Here is a 20,852-nt window from a genome sequence, read left to right as displayed (position 1 = left end):
CGGTAGAGCCGACCGTTGGTCGGCTGCCGCAATTCGCAACGCACCGGTAGAGCCGACCGTTGGTCGGCTGCCGTAATTCGCAGCGCACCGGTAGAGCCGACCGTTGGTCGGCTGCAGCAGTTCGCAGCGCACCGGTAGAGCCGACCGTAGGTCGACTGCCGTAACTCGCAGCGCACCGGTAGAGCCGACCGTTGGTCGGCTGCCGCAATCCGCAGCGCACCGGTAGAGCCGACCGTTGGTCGGCTGCGGTAACACCACGCATCGGATCAGCCGACCAACGGTCGGCTCTACCGCGCCGGCAGATGCTCCAGCAGCGTCTGCGCCAGGCGGTCGTAGTCGCCCTTGAAGTGATGGTCGCCGGGCAGCTTGATGACCTGTGCATGGCCCGCCGGCAGCGACGGGCACAGCGCGTCGTCGTCGTCCTCGCCGTACAGGCACAGCGTTTTGCCCGACGGCAGTTTGGCGATCTCCGGTGCGATCGGCAGCCCACCACCGCCGCCACCCAGCCAGTTGCTGACGTGGAATTCGTAATCGGCGTTCCTGCCCACCGACATCAACCCGATCATCGCCACGCTGTCGCGCACGGCCGGGGAGAGCTGGTTGATGGCGGCCGGCAGCACATCGGCACCCTGCGAAAACCCGACCAGCACCACGCGTTTGCGCTGCCACTGCTGGCTGTAGTGCGCGGCAATCCGTTCCAGGTCGCGGGCGAAGCCTTCCGGCGTACGTGCGGTCCAGAAGTAGCGCAACGAATCCACGCCAACCACCGGCACGCCGCCTTCGGCCAATGCCGCCGCCACTTCCTTGTCCAGGCCGGCCCAACCGCCATCGCCGGACACGAAGATCGCGAAGGTATCGCCGGGCTTGCTGGCATCCACCTCCACCACCGGCAGGCCCTTGAGCGCATCCGGCGGCGGCGCCAGGCTCACCCCCTTCTGCGCGCCGATCACCTCGGCGGCTGCCAGCAGGCCGGGCAGTTCATCGCCACCGCCGGTGCGCTGGAACTGGCGGCCCATCGCCACCTTGCGCACGAAGGCGGCGGCATTGCCGACCGTGCAATGGTTGCCGCCGGCCGCGTCCAGCCAGGGGAAATTCAACTCGGCCGGCTGCAGCCGGCCATGGCTGGACCCGGCCCCGCAGACCTTGCGCTCGCGCGCGTGGTCAGGGCAGAAGCCGGTGGTGAGCAGCCCGGCGAACACCTGCGTATCGGCCTGGGCGGCCACCGCGTAGGCCAGCTCGGCCCCCTCGCCATCGCCACCGATCAGCGGCAGGTGATAGCCGGGCACGTGCAGGTAAGCCTGGAACCAGCGCGAGAAGTTCTCCACATCGCCCGCGCCGAACGCGCAGCTTCCGCCGCCTTCGCGTGCGAGGACCTGGTGCAGCCTGGCCACGTCGACCCGGGCCACCAGCGCGCCCTGCAGGCGCAGCGCATCGATCCGCTCGGCCGTGCGCGCCTGTTCGCGGCCGCCGTCGAACCACACCACCACCCGCTGGGGGCGACCGTCCGGCACGTACACCGGCACCTGCTGGAAGCGTCCGTGGCTCACCTGCTGCGGGGCCGCGGCCAACGCCGCCGACGCCCACCCGCCGATCACCAGACCCAGCACCTTCCCCCACCCGGCTGCCCGCATCGTCACATATCCTGAAAGAGTCCCCGCCACGATACGCCGGTCCCCCGGCAACGGCATGTACACAGGCTGGCCGCACGCCGGGCGCCACTCAGCGCGGCGCGGGCGGCCGCGACTGACGCCAGGCCTGCAGCGCCACGGCCAGCAGCCACAGCACCACCGCGGCGATCACCAGCTTCTGCCCGGCCCCGCGTGGCGGGCCACGCCACAACACGTGCAGCCACAGCAGCACGAAACACAGCCACGCCCACCCCCACGCCGCGCCCGCCCACCGCGACCAACGCGGGTCGGCGCGCAGGTACCAGCTCTGCAGCAGCATCGCCACGCTCACGCACAGAAAGGCGGTGTTGGCCGCCAGGCCATGCACCAGCGGCGCCAGCAACGGCGCGTGCGTGGGCAACCAACTGTCGCCGATCGCCACGCCCATCAATCCGCAGGCCGCCATCCAGAACAGCAGCGGCGCCGCCGCACTGCGCCGCGGAGAGCGGCTGGCGGCATGCAGCGACCACGCCAGCAGCATGATCGCCACGGCCAGCACGCAATACGCGCTGCGCAGCGCCAGGCCCCAGGGACCGTGCAGGTAAAGGCTCAAGGTGGCCTGCACCCAGTCCAGGTCCTGGCGTGCCCACTGGGTCCACAGCGCGGTGGCGGTAAACAGCACCAACGCACACAGGGCCGCCAGCGCGATTGCGCCGTGCGCCCGCGCGCGGCCGGTTGCCATGGGGTGATGATCCGTCATCGACGGTGGGCTCCCGGCTCAGGCGTCGGCATCGGGGTGGCGCAGCATCCAGGCGGCCAGCGCGGCGCGATAGCGCTGCAGCTCATCGCTGTACAGGTCCAGCACGCACAACGGGCACCCGCTGCCGCAGCACTCGTTCGGGCCCGGTTCCTCGGGCGGTTGCGGGCGGGGATCGGTGGGCGGCGCAGCAGGCTGGGACATGGGCAGGCAGGACGGGGTGGAAGGAAAACCGGCCGCCATTATCCGATGCGGCGACGCAGGTTGGCGCGCGCGGCCCGATCCAGCCGCTCATGGAAGAAGCCACTCAGGAAAATGCGTGGCTTGAGCAGCAGTTGCTTGAGAAAACGACGGCGGTTGAGGCGGAACAGGAATCCCGGGACGTGTCCGGCGTACTCTTCGGCGATCCCCTGGTCGTAGGCATCGAATACCGCCGCCGGCGCGCCCAGGACGGCCATGTCGCAATCCAGGAACAATGCGGCCTCGTCATCGATGTCCGCCGCCGCCAGCGCACCATGGCGCGCCGTCAGCTCGATCAGCTGCACCACCCGCGCCACGTCGATCCCGGCCGCCGGCAGCCAGCGTTCGATCGCCTGCCGTGCCATCGCCGCCGAACGCGCCTCATTGTCGCTGCGGCCGGCGTCGTAGATCGCATCGTGGTACAGCGCGGCCAACTGCACCTCGCGCGGCTGTCGCCAGCCCGGGCCGTCAGCCACGTCCTGGCAGTGCCGCAGCACCGCCTGCACGTGGGAAAAGTTGTGATACGCCCGCGGCGGCATCGCGTAGGCGGCCTCCAGGTCGGCCTGCATCGTCGCGGGCAGGGTCATCGGTTCGAAGCGCATGCGCCCACAGTGGCGACCGGATCGGCGGCTGGCAAGAGGGCCTCGCCTGGCGGTTTTTTGACCACCCCGGTGCAGGCCTTGCCGCAGCGTGGGTCTGCTGGTTTATCCACAGGTTTGCCCGGCCCTGGTCCACACCGGCTGTGGATGGCCGAACGGGCCGACAAACGGCATGCCGCGGCGCCTGCCCCGGCCTAGACTGGCCCGAGCGGGGCAGTCCCCGGCGAGGTGGGCGCGATGTCCGTGTGCAGATCAACGCTGTTGCTGCGGGGCCTGATCGCGATGGGGCTGGCCGTCGCCATGCCTGCCACCTCCGCCGAACCACCGGCCCCACCGCCGGCCGCCGCCATCGCGCCGGCGCCGGCGCCAGCTCCACCGCCCAGCCCCGCGCAGATACTGGCCATTCCCCCGCCGCTGCAGGCGCTGCTTCAGCAGCGGGTGATCGCGCCCGGCTACGCGCGTGAGCAACGCATCGAACGCCTGGTGCACCTGATCTTCGATGACGACGGCATGGCGTTGACCTACGACCCGTATGCCACCCAGACGCTGACCGAGACCTGGCAGAACCACCGCGCCAACTGCCTGTCCTTCACCCTGCTGTTCGTGACCCTGGCGCGTGCGGCCGGCATCGACGCGCGCGTGCAGGAAGTGGCGCAGGTGGTGACCTGGTACCAGGACCAGGGCGTCATCTACAGCGTCGGCCACGTCAACGCCGGGGTGAACATCAACGGTCGCATCGCGGTGGTGGACCTGGACCGCAACGTGCTCTACGACCGCTACGGCCCGCAGCCGGTCAGCCCGGCACGCGCGCTGGCGCACTTCTACAACAACCGCGGCGCCATGCACATGACCGACGGCGACGCGGTGCAGGCACGCGCCTACTTCCAGGCCGCGCTCGCGCAGGATCCGGCCTTCGTTTCGGGCTGGAACAACCTGGGCGTACTCGACGCACGCAGCGGCAACCTGGCCCAGGCCGAGCATGACTATCGCACCGCGCTGCAGCTCAAGCCGCGCAATGCGCCCAGCCTGACCAACGCCGCCGCGCTGTACCGGCGGCTGGGCGACAGCCGCCAGGCCACGTTGCTGGCCAACCGCCTGCAGCAGGTGCAGCGCGACGACCCGTTCGTGCAGTTCCGCCTCGGCAACGCGGCCGAGCAACGCCACGACTACGCCGCGGCGATCCGGTATTACCGGCGCGCGGTGGCCCTGTACGAGACCGCGCACCAGTTCCATTTCGGGCTGGCCCGCGCATACTTCCTGGCCGGCGACAACCGCCGCGCCTCCCGCGAAATGGCCCGCGCGCGCGACCTGGCCGGCGACGATGCCGGCGCGCTCAAGGCCCGCTACCAGGCCAAGATGGAGAGCCTGGCGCGCTGGCGCCAGCACGACGCCGCGGCCAACTGAGCCGGGCTCAGGCCTTCTTGAGGAAGCAGGTCTTCAGCACCAGACCCTTGATCTTCTCCGAGTTGCCTTCGATGTGCTCGGCGTCGTCTTCCACCAGGCGGATGTTGCGGATCACGGTGCCCTGCTTGAGCGGGATCGAGGAGCCCTTCACCTTCAGGTCCTTGATCACGGTGACGGTGTCACCGCTGGCCAGCACGTTGCCGTTGCTGTCGCGCACCACCAGGCCTTCGCCGCTGGCTTCGGCCGTGGTCCACTCATGGCCGCAGTCGGCGCAGATCCACAGCGCGCCATCGGCGTAGGTGTTTTCGAGGGTGCATTGGGGGCAGGCAGGAGCGGTGGACATGGTGACGCCTTGGGAATCTGAACAATCCCCATTGTAACCGCCCTCCCCTCCGGCCCTTGCACCGCCCGCCCGCTTGCCGCAAAGTGCGCGCCCCCCGACCACCGCCCGGCCCCGCATGAAAATCGGCATCGACTTTGGCACCAGCAACTCCGCCGCCGCCGCCGTGGTGGACGGCAGCGTGGTGCCGATCCAGTTTGGCCAGGCCGAGCAGTTCCGCACCACGGTGTACTTCCCCGAGGTGATGCGCGACCCGAACGACTTCGAGCTGACCCCGGCGCTGGAGCACGACCTGGCCCGGCTGATCGACGCAGCCGCCCGCGATGCGCGTGCCGCCGGGCAGGAGCGCACGCCCGATGCGCTGCGCCGCGAGGCACTGCGCGTGGTGCGGCGGCAATGGATGGAAGAGCAGATGCGTGCGCCGCTCAGTTCGACCAAGCTGCTGCAGAACGCGGTGTACGGCGACGACGCGCTGGAAGCCTACTTCGAAGAGAACGAAGGCAACCTGGTGCAGAGCCCCAAGTCGATGCTCGGCTACAACCTGCACCCGCGCGCGCGCCAGACCATCACCGGCATCGCCACGCACATCCTCGAACACATCCGCCTGACCGCCTCGCGCCAGCTCGACCAGCCGGTGCGCACGGCCACGCTGGGCCGCCCGGTGCAGTTCCGCAGTTCGATCGGCGCGGCCGGCAACGACCAGGCGCTGGAGATCCTGCACACCGCCGCGATCGCAGCCGGCTTCGACGACGTGGATTTCCTGGAAGAGCCGGCGGCCGCGGCCATGCATTACCACGCCGAAAGCGCGCAGGAGCACGAGGCGATCGTGGTGGACATCGGCGGCGGCACCACCGACATCGCGCATGCGCGCGTCGGCGGCACGCAGGCACCGAAGATCCACCGCGCCTGGGGCATCGCGCGCGGCGGTACCGATATCGACCTGGCCCTGAGCCTGGGCGCGTACATGCCGCTGTTCGGCCGTGGCGTCAGCCGCATTCCCGCCCACCACTACGTGGAGGCGGCGATGGTGCAGGACATGACCCGCCAGCGCGATTTCCGCCAGCACAACTACCGCGACGCCGAAGCGCCGTGGGGCAAGCGGATGCAGGCACTGCAGGACACCGGCAACACGGCGCGCCTGTACCGCGAAGTGGAACGTTGCAAGATCGGGCTGAGCAGCGAGACCCGCCACGACAGCGCGCTGGATTTCATCGAGCGCGGGATGGCGGTGCAGGTGGACCGTTCGCGGCTGGAAGCGGCCGCCGGCAACTACCTGGGCGAGCTGGCCACGCTGCTGGAGCAGGTCCGCGCCGATATCGGCCACGATCCGGCCGCGGTGTTCCTGACCGGCGGCATGTCGCGCGCCGGCTACCTGCAGGAGGCGGTGGCCGCGGCGTTCCCGGGGGCGACGCTGGTGCGCGGCAACCCGTCCTTCGGCGTCGTGCATGGGTTGGCGTGGGCCGCGGCTGGTTGAGGCGTCGTCGGCGGCGGCCGGCACGGTAAGGCTGCGGGTGCGGCGCCGCATGGGGCGGAGGGGTTGTTTTGCGCGCCCCTGCCCCCACATAGTGGATCTGGCCACCGGCTGAAACCCAGGCGGCACAAGGGCTTCCGCCCGGCCCGGGCAGCGTATTAACAAAACGTTACGCCGGAAGCGCTATCATCTTTCGGCTTCAGTGCGCAATGCGCATGTCATCCGGGCCTCGTACAGGCCACCGTCCTTCTCGATGCTGCCGCCTTCGGATTCGTCCCGGGCGCTGGGATCGCTTTTACGCTGTGATCCGGCTCGTTCCCAGCGCGCAGTGCCCCCGAGCCGCCAAGAGAGATTCGATTGGGCGAACGCCTGGTTGTACCAGCCCCAGTTGCCGCTGCCGAACCCGACCCCATCGACTGCCGCCGTTGTGACGCAGTCTGTTGCCGGATGTCCGTCACCGTCATGCCCAGCGACAGCGTCCCCGGCTACCTCCTCGATACCGACGAGGCCGGCCGCACCGTCATGGCCCGCAACGATGAAGGCTGGTGCGCGGCCATCGACCCCTATCACCTGCGCTGCACCATCTATTCGCAGCGTCCCGCCATCTGCCGCCAGTTTGACATGGGCGGCGATGACTGCCGCCTCGTGCGGCAGGACTACCGTCGACAACAGCACGATCTGTCGACGATTTTATCCACGTTTTAACCATGACAGGAGCATCCATGGCCCGTACGCCAAAGACCTCCCCCAAGGCAGGCAACACCGTTCGCGTTGACCGTAAGCAGGGTTCCAGCACGGCCGTCAACAGCGCCAGCATCGCAGCCGACCTGGCCGCGTTCCGCAAGAGTGGTGGCAAGATCGAAGTGCTGGGCAACACCCTGGCACTGAAGAAAGCCGGCTGATGACCTGCAGCCGTCCGCACCGGCCTCGCGCCGGTGCGGTGGCCGCACTCAGCGCGCGCCCAGCCCCACCCGCACGTTGCCCGAGTGCGCGTTGATCGTGATGTCCCCATCGCCCCCACCCAGTTTCGCCTCCAGGCTGCGGCCCGGCCCATAGCGCGGCCGCTCGACCGTGCCGGCATCGGACTGGATGTCGCCACTGAAGGTCTTCACGCTCAGCTGCGCCGACACCGAGCGCGGCAACTGCAGCCCGATCGACCCGCTTACCGTCTGCAGCGTCACCTTCCCGCCCGGCGCCAATCCCGCGGCCGCCACGTTCAGGCTGCCCGAGACCGCTTCAGCGCCCAGCCGCTGCACCCGCCCCGCGTCCAGTTTGATGCTGCCCGACACGGTCTCGGCCGCCACCTCGCCCGAGCCGCCCGTTGCCTGCACCGAACCGCTCACCGCGCGCAGGTCCAGGCGCGGCGTCTGCACCTGCGAGCGGATGCTGCCGCTCACCGTGGTCAACGCGGTCTCGCCGCTGCGCCCGGTCGCGGCGATATCGCCGCTCACCGCGTTGGCCTGCAGCCGCCGCACGTTCACCTCGGCCACGTCGATATCCGCGCTCACCGTGCCCAGCTGCACCTCCACCGCACGCGGCACCCGCAGCTCCAGCGTCGCCCCGCCGTTGTTGCCGTTGCGCGGATACACCACTTCCCAGCGCACCCGGTTGGTACTGCGGTCCTGCTTGAGCGTCAGGCCGTCGGCCATCGAACCACTCAACGCCACCTCGTTGCGGTCCCAGCCGCGCACGCTGACCTTGCCGGCGATGTTGCTCAACTCGACGCGGCCCCCCGCGCCCAGCGGCGCGCGCTCGTCCACGCGGGTGGCGGCCTGCGCCGCCAACGGCAGCAGCAGGCCCAGGGCGGCGATCAGACGCAATGATGTGTGCATGGTGTCACTCCTCTTTCAGGATGGCAGGCCAGCGGCGGCCATCACCGCCTGCTGGGTAAGTTCAAGGCGCAGCGCATAGGTGCGCTGCAACTGCGAAAGCAATACGCGCGAACGCGGGTTCTCGGCGATCGCCGCGCGGATGTGGTCGGCGCTGCTGTCCAGCTCATGCAACGCCGGCTGCCAGTCGCCGCCCACCTGCGTCGGCGGCAGCGCCGCCATCGCCTGCTGGTATTCGGCGGCCATCGCCTCGGCCTGGCGCTGGACCAGCGTCGGCGGGGGCGTCCGTGGCGCCGGCATCGGCACCACCATCAGCACCCCCAGCGCCGCCGCCAGACCCAGCCCCACGCGAAGCGGCCAGCGCCGGCGCGGTGCGCGCGTCGCCCGCGGCCGCTGCACGTCGGCGGACGGCCGCGGCATCGGCGGCAACTGCGTGGCGATGGCCTGCCAGACCCGCGCCGGTGGCACCCGCTCGGCAGGCAGCGCCCGCAGCCGCGCCTGCAGCGCGGCATGCTCCGGATCGTGGGGTGTGGTGTCGTCGTAGTCGTTCATGCGGTTTCTCCCAAGCGTGCGCGCAACAAACCGCGCGCACGGTGCAACTGAGCCTTCGAGCTGCCCACGGCCATCTGCAACTGCGTGGCGATTTCCTGGTGTTTCCAGCCTTCGATGTCGTGCAGCACCAGCACGGCACGGGCGCGCGGCGGCAGGGTGTCCAGCGCGCGCTCCAGGTCCAGTGTGGTGCCCGCGCACCGCTCCACCGACGCCAGCGCGGCCACGCTGTCCCAGCCCTCCTCACCGGCGTCGCAGGCCTGCCAGGCGGCGTTGGCGCGCAGTTCCATCAGCGCCGCATTCACGCCCAGCCGGTGCAGCCAGGTGCCCAGGCTGCTGTCGAAGCGAAAGCCCGGCAGCGCCTTCCAGGCCTGCAGGAATGCTTCCTGCAACGCATCCTCGGCGCGTGCCGCCTGGCCGCCGCAGAGTCGCCACAACACGGCATACACGCGCGGCGAATGACGCCGGTAGATGCGCTCGTAGGCCAGCGTGTCACCGCCGACCGCCGCGCGGACCAGGGCATGGTCATCGATGGCATCGGCCTCGGTCGGGACGCAGGGAGCGGGCATGGAGGCGTTGAGCATATCCGTTGGATGCAGGCACCGGCGAAAAGGTTTAAAGCAGGCCGCACGGGCGTTTCGGCGAGGCCTTTAAACCCTGCTGCCGCCGGCCGCATCCAAGCTGACATCCCCCCGCCGGCGTTAGCCAAGGACCCCACCATGCCCACCAGTTGCCTCGCCTTGCTGCTGGCCATGGCCACCAGTTGCACCCTGCCCGGAAGCCCGCTGACCCTGCGCGTCACCCTTGCGCCGCAGGCGGATCTCTGCGTGCGGTTCACCGGACATGCGCCGCGCTGCGTATCGGCCCTGATCGCGCGCCTGGAGGCGCACCCGTAGCCCTGACCGGATTGACCAGCCCTTGCAGCCAGCGCATTAAGATAGACGTTTATCGCAGTATCGCTGCAAGGATCCGCGCTTCGCATGAAAGACCACCTGCCCACCTGGACCCACGAATGGCTGCACTACGGCGTGCCTGCCCTGCAGATCGTGCTCACCCTGCTCGCGGCGTGGCTGCTGCGCCTGATCGCACGACGGCTGATCCGCCGCATCGGCGAGCACTACACGCTGCCGCCGGAAATGGTCATGGGCGCGCGCCGGGTCTTCAGCTTCGTGGTGTATTTCACCGTACTGCTGGTGGTGCTCAACATCGTCGGGGTCTCGGCCACCGTGCTGTGGACGGCATTCACCGGATTTGCGGCCGTGGGTGCGGTGGCCTTCTTCGCCGCCTGGAGCGTGCTCTCCAATATTTTCTGCACCTTGTTGATCTTCACCACGCGCCCGTTCCGCCTGCACGACTACATCGAACTGCTGGAAAACGGCGAGAAGCCGGGGCTGAAGGGGCGGGTGATCGACGTCAACCTGATCTACACCACCCTGCAGGAAACCGACGGCAACCACGAAGGCACCGTGCTGCAGATTCCCAACAACATGTTCTTCCAGCGCACCGTGCGCCGCTGGCGCGATCCGGCGCAGGCCCCGGGCGGGATCCAGGGCGACGGCTGAGCGCGCGTCGCCGGTGCGACCGGCATGGCCGCAGTGGCCGATGATCGCGACCTAGCGCAGCTGGCTGTCCTTGCTGCCACGCCGGTTGTAGGCGGCGCCGCCCTGCTGTGCGGCGTCGTCCGCTTCCTGGCAGCGCACGCACAGGCGCACACCGGGCACGGCCTTGCGCCGCGCCTCGGGAATCGGGGCATCGCAGTGTTCGCAATGGGTCAATCCGGGGCCCTCCCGGAGGTGCGCGCGGGCGCGCTGGATGGCCTCGTCCACGGTCGCATCGATCTGGTCCTGGACCGCGCCGTCGCCTGCCCAACCTGTCGCCATGATGTGTCTCCCATGCCGGTGTCAGACCCCCAGCATAGACCCGGCCACGCAGGCGCGGCCGACGTGCACCTGAACAGGGCGCACGCCGCGTGAATGCTTCAGCCGGCGCTTACCAGACCAGGTCGTCGGGCACCTGGAACTGCGCGTAGTAGGCGTCATCCTCGGCGTTGCCGGTGCTCGGCTCCACAGCGGGCTGCGCGTTGTCCAGCACGATCGCGCTGGCATCCCGTTCGCGCACCTTGTCCGCCGCCGCGCGCGGCAGCAGCTCGAACCCCTCGCCGAAGCGCGCGATCACCAGCGCACCGGAGGCCAACTGGCGCCGCAGCACCGCATTCACCAGCATCGTGCGGATCAGCGTGCCGTCGTTGAAGCGATACTCGCTCTCGCCTTCGCGCTTGACCTTGTTGGTCTCGATGATCTGCCGCACCTGCGCCTGCAGTTCCTGCGCGCGCGCCTTTTCCTTGCGCTCGGCCTCCAGCGCACGGTCGCGTTCAGCCTTCTCGGCACGCAGCCGCTCGGTCTCGCGCTGGCTTTCGCTGGGCGCCACCGGGGCCTTGCCGTGACGGGCCTTCACCTGTTCACGCGCGGCCTGGGACACCTGGGACTTCTTGACCAGCCCAGCCTTGAGCAGCTGCTCCTGCAGCGGATTCGCCTTCGCCATTGCCTTGCATCTGTTGTTGCGGGATTGCGGGGGCCATCATACTGGTCCGCCCGCCCGGCCCCAACCGTCGCCCATGGCAGCCCTGAAGTACCTCGCCGGCTACCCCGAGGCCCTGCAACAGCAGGTCCGCGACCTGATCGCGGGCGACCGCCTCGGCCCCTGGCTGCAGCGCCGCTACGCCGACCTCCACACCGTGCGCAACGACCGACAACTGTACGACTACACCCAGGGCCTCAAAGAGCGCTACCTGCGCCAATCGGCCCCGCTGTCCAAGGTGATCTACGACAGCAGGCTGCAGGTCCTCAAACACGCGCTGGGCACCCACACCACGGTGTCGCGAGTCCAGGGCAGCAAGCTCAAGGCCAGCCGCGAAATCCGCATCGCCACCGTCTTCCGCGACGCGCCCGCCCCCTTCCTCAAAATGATCGTCGTGCACGAACTGGCCCACCTCAAGGAATCGGACCACAACAAGGCCTTCTACCAGCTCTGCACCCACATGGAAGCGGACTACCACCAGCTCGAATTCGACCTGCGCCTCTACCTCACCCACCTGGACGGCAGCACCGACTGACGCAGGCGCCCCGCGCATCCGCCCCGGCGTTTCCAAGGTCCACCGCCCCGCGTTTCCAATGGCCACCGGCCCGCTGTCAGGGCCTGGCGTGGGTGCGTTCATCGCGCGTCGCACCCACGCACCCACAGCCCGCATCCGACCTGCGCCTCTTCCCCACCCACCTGAGGCCAGCGCCCACTGACGCAGGCGCCATGCACATCCGCCCCGGCGCTTCCAAGTGTGACCGCCCCGCGTTTCCAATGGCCACCGGCCCACTGTCAGGGCCTGGCGTGGGTGGGTTAACCGCGCGTCCCACCCACGCACCAACACCTCGCATCCGACCTGCACCTCTTCCCCACCCACCTGGGGCCAGCGCCCACTGACGCAGGCGCCATGCACATCCGCCCCGTCGTTTCCAAGGTCCACCGCCCCGCGTTTCCAATGGCCACCGGCCCACTGTCAGGGCCTGGCGTGGGTGGGTTGGCGGGACCGTTTTGCGCCATGGATGGCGCAAAAAGAGCTTACATGGACGTACTTGCAGCGTGTCCCGCCAACCCACCCACGCCAGGCCAGCCCGCCACCCACCGCCCCCAAGGCTGTAGCTGTAGCTGTAGCTGTAGCTGTAGCTGTAGCTGTAGCTGTAGCTGTAGCTGTAGCTGTAGCTGTAGCTGTGTGGCTCTGGCTCTGGCTCTGGCTCTGGCTCAGGCTCTGGCTCCAATCCCCCACCTTCAGCCCATCACCTCCCCCCACCCAGTACACTCCCCGCCCGCACCCCGCTTTCCGCAGCCCACCCGATGACCGACCCGATCCGCCTCGACAAACGCCTCACCAGCCTCATCGGCTGCTCCCGTGGCGACGCCCAACGCTACATCGAAGGCGGCTGGGTCACCGTGGACGGCAACGTCGTCGAACAACCGCAGACGCTCGTCACCGACGAAACCATCGTCCTGCGCGAAAACGCCGAAGCCACCCGCGCCGAAACGGTCAGCATGCTCCTGCACAAACCGGCCGGCATGCGCGCCGACGAACTCTGCGCCCTCGTCACCCCGGACAGCCGCAGCGAACTGGACGCCACCGGCGTCACCCTCCTCCAGCGCCATTTCCACGCCCTCCAACTGGTCATGCCACTGGCCGACGAAGACAGCGGCCTGGTCGTGGTCAGCCAGGACGGCCGCATCGTCTCCCACCTCAAGGACCGTGGCGCCACCCTCGAACAGGAATACCTCGTCGAAGTCAGCGGCGAACTGGCGCCCTACGGCATGAAGCGCCTCGCCCACGGCCTCAGCTTCCGCAACTGGCCCCTGCCACCGTGCAAGGTCAGCTGGCAGAACGAAACCCGCCTGCGCTTCGCCATCAAACCGGTCCAGCCCGGCCAGCTGCGCGACATGTGCCGCCAGGTCGGCCTGGACGTCATCAGCGTCCGCCGCCTGCGCATCGGCCGCGTCGCCATGGGCAAACTTGCGCCGGGCCAGTGGCGCTATCTCGCCCCCGACGAGCGCTTCTGAGCCGCCCAGCGCGCCTGCACTCGCCGTGCAGGCCGTACCCGCTTAGCATCGCCGTATGACCACCCACACACCGCTCTGGCGCCGGCTCCTGCGCTGGCTGGCAATCGCACTGACCCTGCTCGTGCTGCTCGCCCTCAGCGGCCTGCTGCTGGCCGACCACCTCACCCCCCGTGCCCTCGGCCCACGCAGCAGCGTCCTCGCCCCGGGGCCCGAGCAGACCGCCATCGACCGCGAACTCGTGCGCCTGCAGGCCGAACACCCCGGCCAGACCGGCGTCGCCTTCCTCGCCGATGGCCTGGACGCATACGCCGCCCGCGCCGTCATCACCCGCCATGCCGGGCGCAGCCTGGACCTGCAGTACTACATCTGGCACGACGACCTCATCGGCCACCTCATGGCCCAGGAGCTGTACCAGGCCGCCGAACGTGGCGTACGCGTGCGCATCCTGCTCGATGACATGAATGCCCAGGACAAGGATGCCCTGATGATGGCGCTCGACGAGCATCCCAACATCGAGATCCGCCTCTACAACCCGTTCCGCAACCGCAACGGCCTGTGGCGCCTGGTGGAGATGGTGCAGCGCTTCTTCAGCGTCAACCATCGCATGCACAACAAGGCGTGGATCGCCGATGGCCGCGTCGCCATCGTCGGCGGCCGCAACATCGGCGAGGAATACTTCAGCGCCCGCCCGGACGTGAACTTCCGCGACCTCGACCTGCTGGTCGCCGGCACGGCCGTGGCCCAGGCCAACACCATCTTCGACGAGTACTGGAACAGCGACACCGCCGTGCCGATCTCGGCACTGGCGTTCTACACCCCGGCACAGCTGCGCCTGCTGGTGCGCGAGTCCGCGCACGAAGCCCGGCTGGACGCCGCCCAACCCTATCTGCGCCGGGTCGCGCAATCGGAGTCGGCGCGTTCGTACTACCGCGACACGGTCGACCTGCACTGGTCGGCCAACGTGGAGATCGCGTCCGACCCGCCGATGAAGCACCGCCGCGACGACCAGGCCGACTGGCTGGTCACCCGCCTGGTGCGCGAACTGCAGGCCACCCGGCACAAGGCATTGCTGATCTCCCCCTACTTCGTGCCCGGCGAGGAAGGCACCGCCGGCATGGCCGCGATGGTCCAGCGCGGCGCCACGGTGGCGGTGGTGACCAACTCCCTGGCCGCCAACGACGTGGCCGCCGTGCATGGCGGCTACATGCACTACCGCGCGCCGTTGCTGCGCAGCGGCGTGCACCTGTACGAACTGAAGGCCCACGGCCACACCGATGGCGGCGGCCTGTTCGGCAGCAGCGGCGCCAGCCTGCACACCAAAGCCTTCATGATCGATGATCGACGCGGCTTCGTCGGCTCGTTCAACCTCGACCCGCGCTCGGCCTATCTCAACACCGAGATGGGCGTCCTGTTCGACGACCCCTGGCTGGCCGCGCAACTGCGCAGCGAGTACCTGCGCCTGGCCGACCCCGGGCAAAGTTACTGGGTCACCCTGGACAGCCGGGGCCAGGTGCGCTGGCTGGACCGCGACGCGCAGCCGCCGGTGCTGCTCGACCGCGAGCCGGACGCCTCCTTCTGGTTGCGCGCCAGTGCCCGCGCGATCAGCTGGCTGCCCCTGGAATCGCAGTTGTAACCCCACCGTAGCGTCGTGCCACGCCATGCGTGGCCTCCATCAACCCTCGACCCGCTCGTCGGCGTCCAGGGTTTCCACTCCCCGCCCATGCAGGCGCCGCCAGATCCAGTGCAGCGCGTGCGCCGGCGTGGCGTGCTGCTGCTCCAGGATCGCCAGTGCCTGGGCCTGGCCGATCCGACCATGCCGGCACAGCAGGCTGGCCGCCGCCGCCGCGCGCGCAAAGCGCAGACTGGCCGACAACCCCGCCTGGGCGTTGTCGCCCTCGCGCAGCAATGCCTCGTGCACCGCCGGCGGCAGCTCCCACGCCGCCGCGATCCGGCTGGCCACCGGCAACGTCCAGGCGTCCAGCAGGTGCGCGGCCAGCGCGCGCGACGGCGCCGCGTCACCCTGCGCGGCGCAGACATCCAGCAGGTGGCGCATCACCAGCGCCGCCCCCAGGCCCTGGGTCAGCCCCAGCCACTGCGCGGCAAACGCATCGTCATGGGTGACCAGCCGCGCATGGTCGGCCGCCGCGCGCGAGGCCAGCAGCGCGTGTTCCCAGATCACCGTGCCGAACTGCGGGAAAGCCACGCACTGCACCTGCATCACCGGCTGCACCAGCACCGCGCTGATTATCTGGCGGATGCCGTCGGTGCCGACCAGGGTTACCGCCCGCTGCAGGCTGTCCACCGGCTTGGCCTGCAGGCGATACACCGGGCTGTTGGCGATCCGCAGCAGGTTGCCGGTCAGCACCGGATCCTGGCCGATGATCGCCGCCATGGCACGCGCCGAGGCGTCGCTGTCGTTGACCGTCTGGATCAGCTGCGGCAACAGCTGCGGTCGCCGTGGCAGGTGCCGCGCCGACCAGTCGCGCTGCTCCAGCGCAGCCACCACCGCAGCCTGCAGCGCCGCCTCATCGGCGCACCCGCCGGCATCGGCCACGCCGCTGCGCGAGACCAGCGCCAGCGCATGCAGGCCCGATTGCAGGATGTCGCCCGCGGCGACCTCGACCTCGGTCGCCGCGGCCGCAGGCGCGATCCCGCGCGCGCCGGTCCCCGTCGCGGCCACGGCCCCGCCGCGGCCACGCCGGCGGGCGATGCCCACCCCCAGCGCGGCCGCCGCCAACAGTCCTGTCGCCATCACGATCACGGCCATCGTCATCAACGCCACCGTCCTGGCCGGCACCGTATTTGTCTTGTCGCCCCTGCACCCACGTCGTCCGTCCTGGCATTGCTGGTACTGCGCACCGTTGCCACGGCATCGGCGCCATCTTCAGCAACTTTAATGCCGCCTTCCCGCGGGTCCGTGGCAGGACGCCCGGCAGGGTCGTTCCGGATGCTGACAACGCCCTCCGGCGGAATGCACTAGAATGGCGCCGCGCGACCCGTCACCCGATCAGACGAAGTCGCTTTTTTTGTTTTGCAACCCACCTTTTGCTGGTTCGTTCGCCGCTGTTCGCCACCGTTCGCACCATCGGAGCCACCATGTTATTTGAAACCCTCGAATCTTCCGGTCACGAACAAGTGGTGTTCTGCCACAACCGCGATGCCGGCCTGAGGGCGATCATCGCCATCCACAACACCACCCTCGGCCCGGCCTTGGGCGGCGTGCGCATGCGCCCCTACGCCAGCACCGACGATGCGCTGGCCGATGCGCTGCGACTGAGCCGCACCATGACCTACAAGAACGCGCTGGCCGGGCTGAACGTGGGCGGTGGCAAGGCGGTGATCATCGGTGACCCGCGCCAGGACAAGAGCGAAGTGCTGTTCCGCGCGTTCGGGCGGTATGTGGATTCGCTCGGCGGACGCTACATCACCGCCGAAGACGTCGGCACCGACGTCAACGACATGGAGAACATCTACCTGGAGAGCGAGTACGTCACCGGCGTGCACCAGGTCCATGGCGGCTCCGGCGATCCCGCCCCGTTCACCGCCTATGGCGCACTGCAGGCGCTGATGGCCTCCATGCAGCACAAGCTCGGCCACGAGGAAGTGGGCAAGGCCAGCATCGCGGTGCAGGGCCTGGGCCATATCGGCATGGAGCTGGTGAAGCTGCTGCGCGACCGGGGCGCCAAGCTGTTCGTCACCGACCTGGACAGTACGCGGGTCGAGCGCGCCGTCACCGAGTACGGCGCCGAGGCGGTCAAGCCGGACGATATCTACGATGTCAGCGCCGACGTGTTCGCGCCCTGCGCGCTGGAAGGGGCGATCAACCCGCAGACCCTGCCGCGGTTGAAGTGCAAGATCGTCTGCGGCACCGCCAACAACCAGTTGTCGAGCCTGGAGGTGGGCGATGAGCTGCACGCCCGCGGCATCCTGTATGCACCCGACTATGCGGTCAACGCCGGGGGCGTGATGAACGTATCGCTGGAGATCGACGGTTACAACCGTGAGCGCGCCATGCGCCTGATCCGCAGCATCTACCACAACCTCGGCAGGATCTTCGCGCTGTCCGAGCGCGAGGGCATCGCGCCGCAGCGCGCGGCCGACCAGATCGCCGAGACCCGGATCCAGTCGATCGGCAAGTTGAAGATGCCGCTGGGCCGCGCCACCCCGCGACTGGGAACCCTGCGCGGCAGCTGATCGCCGCCGGGCACGGCAATGAAAAAGGGCGCGAGGTGATCGCGCCCTTTTTCGTTCTCAACCCATGCCTCCGAGCCCGTGGGCACGGCGCCGATCCGGCCCCGCGCCCGCCAAGGCTCAGAATGCGGCCGAGTAGCGCAAGGCGACCTGGCTGAGGTCACCGCGCGGGCCGAAGCGCTGGTCGTAGCCGAAGGCCACGCGGCTGTTGCGGGTCAGCCACGATTCCACCGACAGCCCGAACAGACCGCCAGAGCGCGCCGGTTGCAGGCCGGCCAGCGGTGCCCAGGCGTCGACGCCGACGAAGCTGGCGTCCTGGGCAAGGCCGGTGCTGGACAGCCGTTGCTGCCATTCGGCGTAACCGCGCAGCGACCAACTGCCCCACTGCCGCTCGGCACGCACGCCCGCCAGGGCCTGGCTGCGCGTGCTCAGGTTGCCTTCGGTACGCAGGCCGAAGCCGAGGCCGCCCTGTTCGGTGAAGCGGTCGTTGTCCACCCGCGCGTAATCCGCACCGAGGTACGGGGTGAGCGAGGATCGAGCGTCGCCGAAGCGGTAGCCGGTTTCCACGCTGGCCGCACTGAAGCTGCCGCCGTAGCGCGCATTGACCCCGTACTGACCGGCACCCAGCAGCAGCTGGCGATCGATCTCACGATGGAACAGGCCGGCGCCCACCTGGCCCAGGGCATAGGCACGGCCCGCGTTCCAGCCGGCGTACAGCTGCGCCTGCGACTGGCGGTCACGGCCGCGGTCGCTGCCCCAGTCGCGGTTGTTGTGGGTGCGGGTTTCGCCGAAGGCGAAGCCCAGCACGCCGTTGCTGCCGAAGGCCGCGTCCTGGCCCATCATCCAGCCGCGTGTCTCGGCGCCGCTGGCCGAGAAGCTGCCCTGCCCGACGTCGCCGAGCTGGCTCTGCCAGGCACCACGCAGACGCGGTACGCCCTGCACCTGGCCAAAGCGTTCGGACAGCGCACGCCGGTTGAGGTCGATGCTGTCGAAGGTGGCGGCGGTGGCCAGCGCATGCGCCTTGCCGGACAAACTGTCCAGGCTGTCCTGCAGCGCCTGGTTGCCCTGGACGCGCTGCAGTTCGCCTGCACCGTCGGCGAAGCCGCTGCCCGCCAAGCCGCCGCGATCGAGCACCTCGAACGCAGACTCCACGCGTGCCGCGGAGGCCAACGCAGCGCTGCCAAACCCGGCGTTGACGCTGGCCGACACCACGTTGATCTGGTCGGTGGTCAAGGTGACCGCGGTGCTGGTCTGCTGCAGCGACATCTGCAGCAGCGTGGCCTGGGTGAGGCTGTGGGTGACCCCGGCGAACTGCCCGCTGATCTGGCCGGCCTGCAGCACCGTCTGGGTCCGCCCCGCCGCCGGCACGTAGCCGGCGAGGATGCTGCTGACGTGCACGTTGCCCGCCAGCGCCGCGGTGCCGGTGACATTGAGCGGGCTGCCGCCCAGCGCGATCATCAGCTGCGCACCGGCGCGCTGGGTGTAATTGCCGTCGATGGTGGCGGTGGTATTGGCGTCGCGCAGGATCACGCTGCCGCCGTTGTCGACGTTGCCCTTGACCCGCCCGTCGCCGGACAGGAACTGCAGCGCGGACGCGTTCGGGCCGTTGGCGTTGGCCACCACGGTCACGTTGGAGGTCAGCGAGCCGCCGCTACGCAGCGCGATGGTGCCCTGCTCGATGCGGGTCTCGCCGGTGTAGGTGTTGGTGCCGGACAGGCCGAGCGCGCCGACGCCCTGCTTGATCAGGCCGCCGCTACCGCTGATGTTGTTGCTCCACACCGAGTTGAGCGAGGTCTGGTTGACGTTGACGGTGGTGTTGCCCCAGTCGAACCGGGCCGGGCCGTTGATCGCCTTGGCGATGTTGAGCAGGCCGTAGCCGAAGGTGCTGTCCACGCCGGCCGGGCCAAGATCGGTGGCGGTGCCGAGCAGGGTCTGGCGCACCAGGTCGTTGCTGAAGTACGGGTACTTCTGCCACACCAGCGCGGCAGCGCCGGAGACCAGCGGCGCGGCGAAGGAGGTGCCGTAGTTCCACAGGTACTTCGGCGTGCCGCTGGTGTAGGCCGGGTCCACGTAGACCGCCGCACCGGGCGCGGCCAGGCAGTAACGCGCGGCCACGCCGCACGCGTTGGCGTAGGTGGCCAGCTTGCTCGGGTCGGTCGAATCCACCGCGGTGACGCTCAACCAGCCACGTTCCAGATCGGCCGCCGGCAGCGTGCCGTTCGGGCCGGCCTGGCTCGGCAGTGCAGCCATGCTGGACGGGTTGGGCTTGCTCTCGTTGCCGGTGGCGAACACCACCAGCCCGCCGTTGCTCAGGATGAAGGGACGGTATTCCTGCGCGATCGGCGCGGTCGCCGCCGTGTTGGTCCAGTACAGGCCGCCCCAGGAGTTGTTCATCACCTTAACGCCCTGGCTGATAAGGTCCTGGTGGACCCCGGCCAGACCCAGCGCGCCGTTGACTTCATTGCCGTTGCCGCTGCCGTCGTCGGTCGGCCGGGTGTCGGCGATGATGCGTGCGGACACGATCTGCGCCCCCGGCGCGATGCCGCCCGGCCAGGAACCCACCGCCTTGCCGGCGGCCAGTTCGGCCACCGCGGTGCCATGGCCGACCACGTCGTCCACGTTGAGGTTGTTGGTGCGCGCATCCACGTAGCTGTAATTGGCCAGCACCCGGCCGGCCAGCGCCGGATGGTTGCGCATCACGCCCGAGTCGACCACGCCGATGCGCACGCCGGTGCCATCCAGCCCGGCCGTGCGCGCCGCGCCCGCCTGGGTGATGGTGAGATGCGCGTCGAATGCCGGCTCGGCCGGCTTGGGCGGCGTCGGGGTGGTCGGGGGAGGCGTCGTTGGCGGCGTCGTCGGTGGCGGATCGACCCGCACGTTGTTGCCACCGCCACCACCGCCGCAGGCGCCCAGCGCCGCAGCCAATGCAGTGACCAGAAGAGTCCGCCCCACTACTGCCTTGTTCATCCTTGCATCCCCATTGACGTATGAAATCTCCCGCCCGGTCGGTCCTCCTGGACCTGACCGGCGGCAAGTGCCATGCCTGCGTAGCTGGCCGGTGCAGCGCAGTGTGCCGGGAAAAGCCCGTGTCGCCAATGGCACGCCGTCCCACTAATGGGAACGGCCAAGGCGGCGGCGCTCCCCATCGACACCGGTGGAAAACCGCGACCCCCTATACTGGGCCACCCCACGCAGTCTGCCGGGACGCGCATTGGGCCTCGAGGCCCGCGCGCCCATTTCGTATATCGCTCACGCACCAACGAGATTGC

General features: G+C 69.4%; 22 protein-coding genes. 10 read left to right on the top strand and 12 right to left on the bottom strand.

Annotated features, from left to right (window positions below; translation table 11 throughout):
• Window positions 1–287: 287 nt before the first annotated feature.
• The 4 genes from AC06FD_RS02100 to AC06FD_RS02085 all read right to left on the bottom strand — a co-directional run bounded on the left by AC06FD_RS02100 (window position 288) and on the right by AC06FD_RS02085 (window position 3,206).
• Window positions 288–1,631 carry a virulence factor family protein gene (locus tag AC06FD_RS02100; RefSeq protein WP_394160925.1) on the bottom strand — a complete coding sequence of 448 codons (1,344 nt, stop codon included), beginning with the start codon at window positions 1,629–1,631 and terminating at the stop codon, window positions 288–290.
• An 88-nt stretch (window positions 1,632–1,719) separates the two neighbouring features.
• Window positions 1,720–2,349: a DUF998 domain-containing protein gene (locus tag AC06FD_RS02095; RefSeq protein ID WP_259205988.1), complete on the bottom strand. Its 630-nt coding sequence runs from the start codon at window positions 2,347–2,349 to the stop codon at window positions 1,720–1,722.
• A 36-nt stretch (window positions 2,350–2,385) separates the two neighbouring features.
• Complete coding sequence (locus AC06FD_RS02090; protein WP_259205991.1) at window positions 2,386–2,568, bottom strand: oxidoreductase-like domain-containing protein; 183 nt, start codon at window positions 2,566–2,568, stop codon at window positions 2,386–2,388.
• Window positions 2,569–2,606: 38 nt separating this feature from the next.
• Window positions 2,607–3,206 (bottom strand): HD domain-containing protein, encoded by a 600-nt coding sequence (locus AC06FD_RS02085; RefSeq protein WP_478076868.1) that lies wholly within the window; start codon window positions 3,204–3,206, stop codon window positions 2,607–2,609.
• A gap of 234 nt (window positions 3,207–3,440) precedes the next feature.
• Between AC06FD_RS02085 and AC06FD_RS02080 the strand changes: the two genes are divergently transcribed.
• On the top strand, window positions 3,441–4,607 hold the full coding sequence (locus AC06FD_RS02080; protein ID WP_478076867.1) for a tetratricopeptide repeat protein: 1,167 nt from the start codon (window positions 3,441–3,443) through the stop codon (window positions 4,605–4,607).
• A 7-nt stretch (window positions 4,608–4,614) separates the two neighbouring features.
• Here the strand turns inward: AC06FD_RS02080 and AC06FD_RS02075 are convergent, their stop codons facing one another.
• Window positions 4,615–4,950: a zinc ribbon domain-containing protein YjdM gene (locus AC06FD_RS02075; RefSeq protein ID WP_259205999.1), complete on the bottom strand. Its 336-nt coding sequence runs from the start codon at window positions 4,948–4,950 to the stop codon at window positions 4,615–4,617.
• A 115-nt stretch (window positions 4,951–5,065) separates the two neighbouring features.
• On the opposite strand from AC06FD_RS02075, the gene AC06FD_RS02070 reads away from it, so the two are divergent.
• The 3 genes from AC06FD_RS02070 (at window position 5,066) to AC06FD_RS02060 (ending at window position 7,320) form a co-directional block, all read left to right on the top strand.
• Window positions 5,066–6,421, top strand: a complete 1,356-nt coding sequence (locus AC06FD_RS02070) for an Hsp70 family protein (protein WP_394160932.1) — start codon at window positions 5,066–5,068, stop codon at window positions 6,419–6,421.
• 408 nt (window positions 6,422–6,829) lie between these two features.
• Window positions 6,830–7,123, top strand: coding sequence for a YkgJ family cysteine cluster protein (locus tag AC06FD_RS02065; RefSeq protein ID WP_310439728.1), 294 nt, complete (start codon window positions 6,830–6,832; stop codon window positions 7,121–7,123).
• A 17-nt stretch (window positions 7,124–7,140) separates the two neighbouring features.
• Complete coding sequence (locus AC06FD_RS02060) at window positions 7,141–7,320, top strand: hypothetical protein (protein WP_259206007.1); 180 nt, start codon at window positions 7,141–7,143, stop codon at window positions 7,318–7,320.
• A gap of 48 nt (window positions 7,321–7,368) precedes the next feature.
• On the opposite strand, the gene AC06FD_RS02055 is transcribed toward AC06FD_RS02060, so the two are convergent.
• From AC06FD_RS02055 to AC06FD_RS02045, 3 genes are read right to left on the bottom strand one after another with little or no spacing between them, the layout of a single operon-like run.
• Window positions 7,369–8,250, bottom strand: coding sequence for a DUF4097 family beta strand repeat-containing protein (locus AC06FD_RS02055; protein ID WP_478076866.1), 882 nt, complete (start codon window positions 8,248–8,250; stop codon window positions 7,369–7,371).
• Between the two features lie 15 nt (window positions 8,251–8,265).
• Window positions 8,266–8,799, bottom strand: a complete 534-nt coding sequence (locus tag AC06FD_RS02050; protein ID WP_478076865.1) for a hypothetical protein — start codon at window positions 8,797–8,799, stop codon at window positions 8,266–8,268.
• On the bottom strand, window positions 8,796–9,380 hold the full coding sequence (locus AC06FD_RS02045; RefSeq protein WP_478076864.1) for an RNA polymerase sigma factor: 585 nt from the start codon (window positions 9,378–9,380) through the stop codon (window positions 8,796–8,798). The genes AC06FD_RS02050 and AC06FD_RS02045 overlap by 4 nt, the downstream gene beginning before the upstream one ends.
• A 135-nt stretch (window positions 9,381–9,515) precedes the next feature.
• Here AC06FD_RS02045 and AC06FD_RS02040 point away from each other — a divergent pair, with 135 nt between their 5' ends.
• Window positions 9,516–9,692: a hypothetical protein gene (locus tag AC06FD_RS02040; RefSeq protein WP_478076863.1), complete on the top strand. Its 177-nt coding sequence runs from the start codon at window positions 9,516–9,518 to the stop codon at window positions 9,690–9,692.
• Window positions 9,693–9,776: 84 nt separating this feature from the next.
• Window positions 9,777–10,358 (top strand): mechanosensitive ion channel family protein, encoded by a 582-nt coding sequence (locus tag AC06FD_RS02035; RefSeq protein WP_259206014.1) that lies wholly within the window; start codon window positions 9,777–9,779, stop codon window positions 10,356–10,358.
• A 51-nt stretch (window positions 10,359–10,409) separates the two neighbouring features.
• On the opposite strand, the gene AC06FD_RS02030 is transcribed toward AC06FD_RS02035, so the two are convergent.
• Complete coding sequence (locus AC06FD_RS02030; protein ID WP_259206020.1) at window positions 10,410–10,676, bottom strand: DksA/TraR family C4-type zinc finger protein; 267 nt, start codon at window positions 10,674–10,676, stop codon at window positions 10,410–10,412.
• A gap of 109 nt (window positions 10,677–10,785) precedes the next feature.
• Complete coding sequence (locus AC06FD_RS02025) at window positions 10,786–11,337, bottom strand: DUF2058 domain-containing protein (protein ID WP_259206023.1); 552 nt, start codon at window positions 11,335–11,337, stop codon at window positions 10,786–10,788.
• 73 nt (window positions 11,338–11,410) lie between these two features.
• Here AC06FD_RS02025 and AC06FD_RS02020 point away from each other — a divergent pair, with 73 nt between their 5' ends.
• The 3 genes from AC06FD_RS02020 (at window position 11,411) to AC06FD_RS02010 (ending at window position 15,025) form a co-directional block, all read left to right on the top strand.
• Complete coding sequence (locus AC06FD_RS02020) at window positions 11,411–11,908, top strand: YgjP-like metallopeptidase domain-containing protein (protein WP_478076862.1); 498 nt, start codon at window positions 11,411–11,413, stop codon at window positions 11,906–11,908.
• 773 nt (window positions 11,909–12,681) lie between these two features.
• On the top strand, window positions 12,682–13,392 hold the full coding sequence (locus AC06FD_RS02015) for an rRNA pseudouridine synthase (RefSeq protein ID WP_449336010.1): 711 nt from the start codon (window positions 12,682–12,684) through the stop codon (window positions 13,390–13,392).
• Between the two features lie 55 nt (window positions 13,393–13,447).
• Entirely contained in the window at window positions 13,448–15,025 is a 1,578-nt protein-coding gene (locus AC06FD_RS02010) for a phospholipase D family protein (RefSeq protein WP_478076861.1), read from the top strand.
• A gap of 39 nt (window positions 15,026–15,064) precedes the next feature.
• Here AC06FD_RS02010 and AC06FD_RS02005 read toward each other — a convergent pair whose 3' ends face one another.
• Window positions 15,065–16,144: an HDOD domain-containing protein gene (locus AC06FD_RS02005; RefSeq protein ID WP_478077358.1), complete on the bottom strand. Its 1,080-nt coding sequence runs from the start codon at window positions 16,142–16,144 to the stop codon at window positions 15,065–15,067.
• Window positions 16,145–16,488: 344 nt separating this feature from the next.
• On the opposite strand from AC06FD_RS02005, the gene AC06FD_RS02000 reads away from it, so the two are divergent.
• The gene (locus AC06FD_RS02000) at window positions 16,489–17,586 is read left to right on the top strand and encodes a Glu/Leu/Phe/Val dehydrogenase dimerization domain-containing protein (RefSeq protein ID WP_259206029.1); all 1,098 of its coding nucleotides are present in this window, start codon (window positions 16,489–16,491) and stop codon (window positions 17,584–17,586) included.
• A 117-nt stretch (window positions 17,587–17,703) separates the two neighbouring features.
• Here the strand turns inward: AC06FD_RS02000 and AC06FD_RS01995 are convergent, their stop codons facing one another.
• Window positions 17,704–20,550: a S8 family serine peptidase gene (locus AC06FD_RS01995; RefSeq protein ID WP_478076860.1), complete on the bottom strand. Its 2,847-nt coding sequence runs from the start codon at window positions 20,548–20,550 to the stop codon at window positions 17,704–17,706.
• Window positions 20,551–20,852: the final 302 nt, after the last annotated feature.

The organism is Stenotrophomonas sp. Steno-Z1 (assembly GCF_056393175.1).
This window is presented reverse-complemented; position numbering and strand designations above follow the sequence as displayed.

Coding starts and splice junctions, on each gene's coding strand:
- AC06FD_RS02040 (WP_478076863.1), top strand. CDS start 9,516: ATGCCCACCAGTTGCCTCGCCTTGCTGCTGGCCATGGCCACCAGTTGC.
- AC06FD_RS02010 (WP_478076861.1), top strand. CDS start 13,448: ATGACCACCCACACACCGCTCTGGCGCCGGCTCCTGCGCTGGCTGGCA.
- AC06FD_RS02075 (WP_259205999.1), bottom strand. CDS start 4,950: ATGTCCACCGCTCCTGCCTGCCCCCAATGCACCCTCGAAAACACCTAC.
- AC06FD_RS02090 (WP_259205991.1), bottom strand. CDS start 2,568: ATGTCCCAGCCTGCTGCGCCGCCCACCGATCCCCGCCCGCAACCGCCC.
- AC06FD_RS02020 (WP_478076862.1), top strand. CDS start 11,411: ATGGCAGCCCTGAAGTACCTCGCCGGCTACCCCGAGGCCCTGCAACAG.
- AC06FD_RS02025 (WP_259206023.1), bottom strand. CDS start 11,337: ATGGCGAAGGCGAATCCGCTGCAGGAGCAGCTGCTCAAGGCTGGGCTG.
- AC06FD_RS02045 (WP_478076864.1), bottom strand. CDS start 9,380: ATGCTCAACGCCTCCATGCCCGCTCCCTGCGTCCCGACCGAGGCCGAT.
- AC06FD_RS02055 (WP_478076866.1), bottom strand. CDS start 8,250: ATGCACACATCATTGCGTCTGATCGCCGCCCTGGGCCTGCTGCTGCCG.
- AC06FD_RS02000 (WP_259206029.1), top strand. CDS start 16,489: ATGTTATTTGAAACCCTCGAATCTTCCGGTCACGAACAAGTGGTGTTC.
- AC06FD_RS02095 (WP_259205988.1), bottom strand. CDS start 2,349: ATGGCAACCGGCCGCGCGCGGGCGCACGGCGCAATCGCGCTGGCGGCC.
- AC06FD_RS02035 (WP_259206014.1), top strand. CDS start 9,777: ATGAAAGACCACCTGCCCACCTGGACCCACGAATGGCTGCACTACGGC.
- AC06FD_RS02015 (WP_449336010.1), top strand. CDS start 12,682: ATGACCGACCCGATCCGCCTCGACAAACGCCTCACCAGCCTCATCGGC.
- AC06FD_RS02085 (WP_478076868.1), bottom strand. CDS start 3,206: ATGCGCTTCGAACCGATGACCCTGCCCGCGACGATGCAGGCCGACCTG.
- AC06FD_RS02050 (WP_478076865.1), bottom strand. CDS start 8,799: ATGAACGACTACGACGACACCACACCCCACGATCCGGAGCATGCCGCG.
- AC06FD_RS02100 (WP_394160925.1), bottom strand. CDS start 1,631: ATGCGGGCAGCCGGGTGGGGGAAGGTGCTGGGTCTGGTGATCGGCGGG.
- AC06FD_RS01995 (WP_478076860.1), bottom strand. CDS start 20,550: ATGAACAAGGCAGTAGTGGGGCGGACTCTTCTGGTCACTGCATTGGCT.
- AC06FD_RS02030 (WP_259206020.1), bottom strand. CDS start 10,676: ATGGCGACAGGTTGGGCAGGCGACGGCGCGGTCCAGGACCAGATCGAT.
- AC06FD_RS02070 (WP_394160932.1), top strand. CDS start 5,066: ATGAAAATCGGCATCGACTTTGGCACCAGCAACTCCGCCGCCGCCGCC.
- AC06FD_RS02080 (WP_478076867.1), top strand. CDS start 3,441: ATGTCCGTGTGCAGATCAACGCTGTTGCTGCGGGGCCTGATCGCGATG.
- AC06FD_RS02005 (WP_478077358.1), bottom strand. CDS start 16,144: ATGGCGACAGGACTGTTGGCGGCGGCCGCGCTGGGGGTGGGCATCGCC.
- AC06FD_RS02060 (WP_259206007.1), top strand. CDS start 7,141: ATGGCCCGTACGCCAAAGACCTCCCCCAAGGCAGGCAACACCGTTCGC.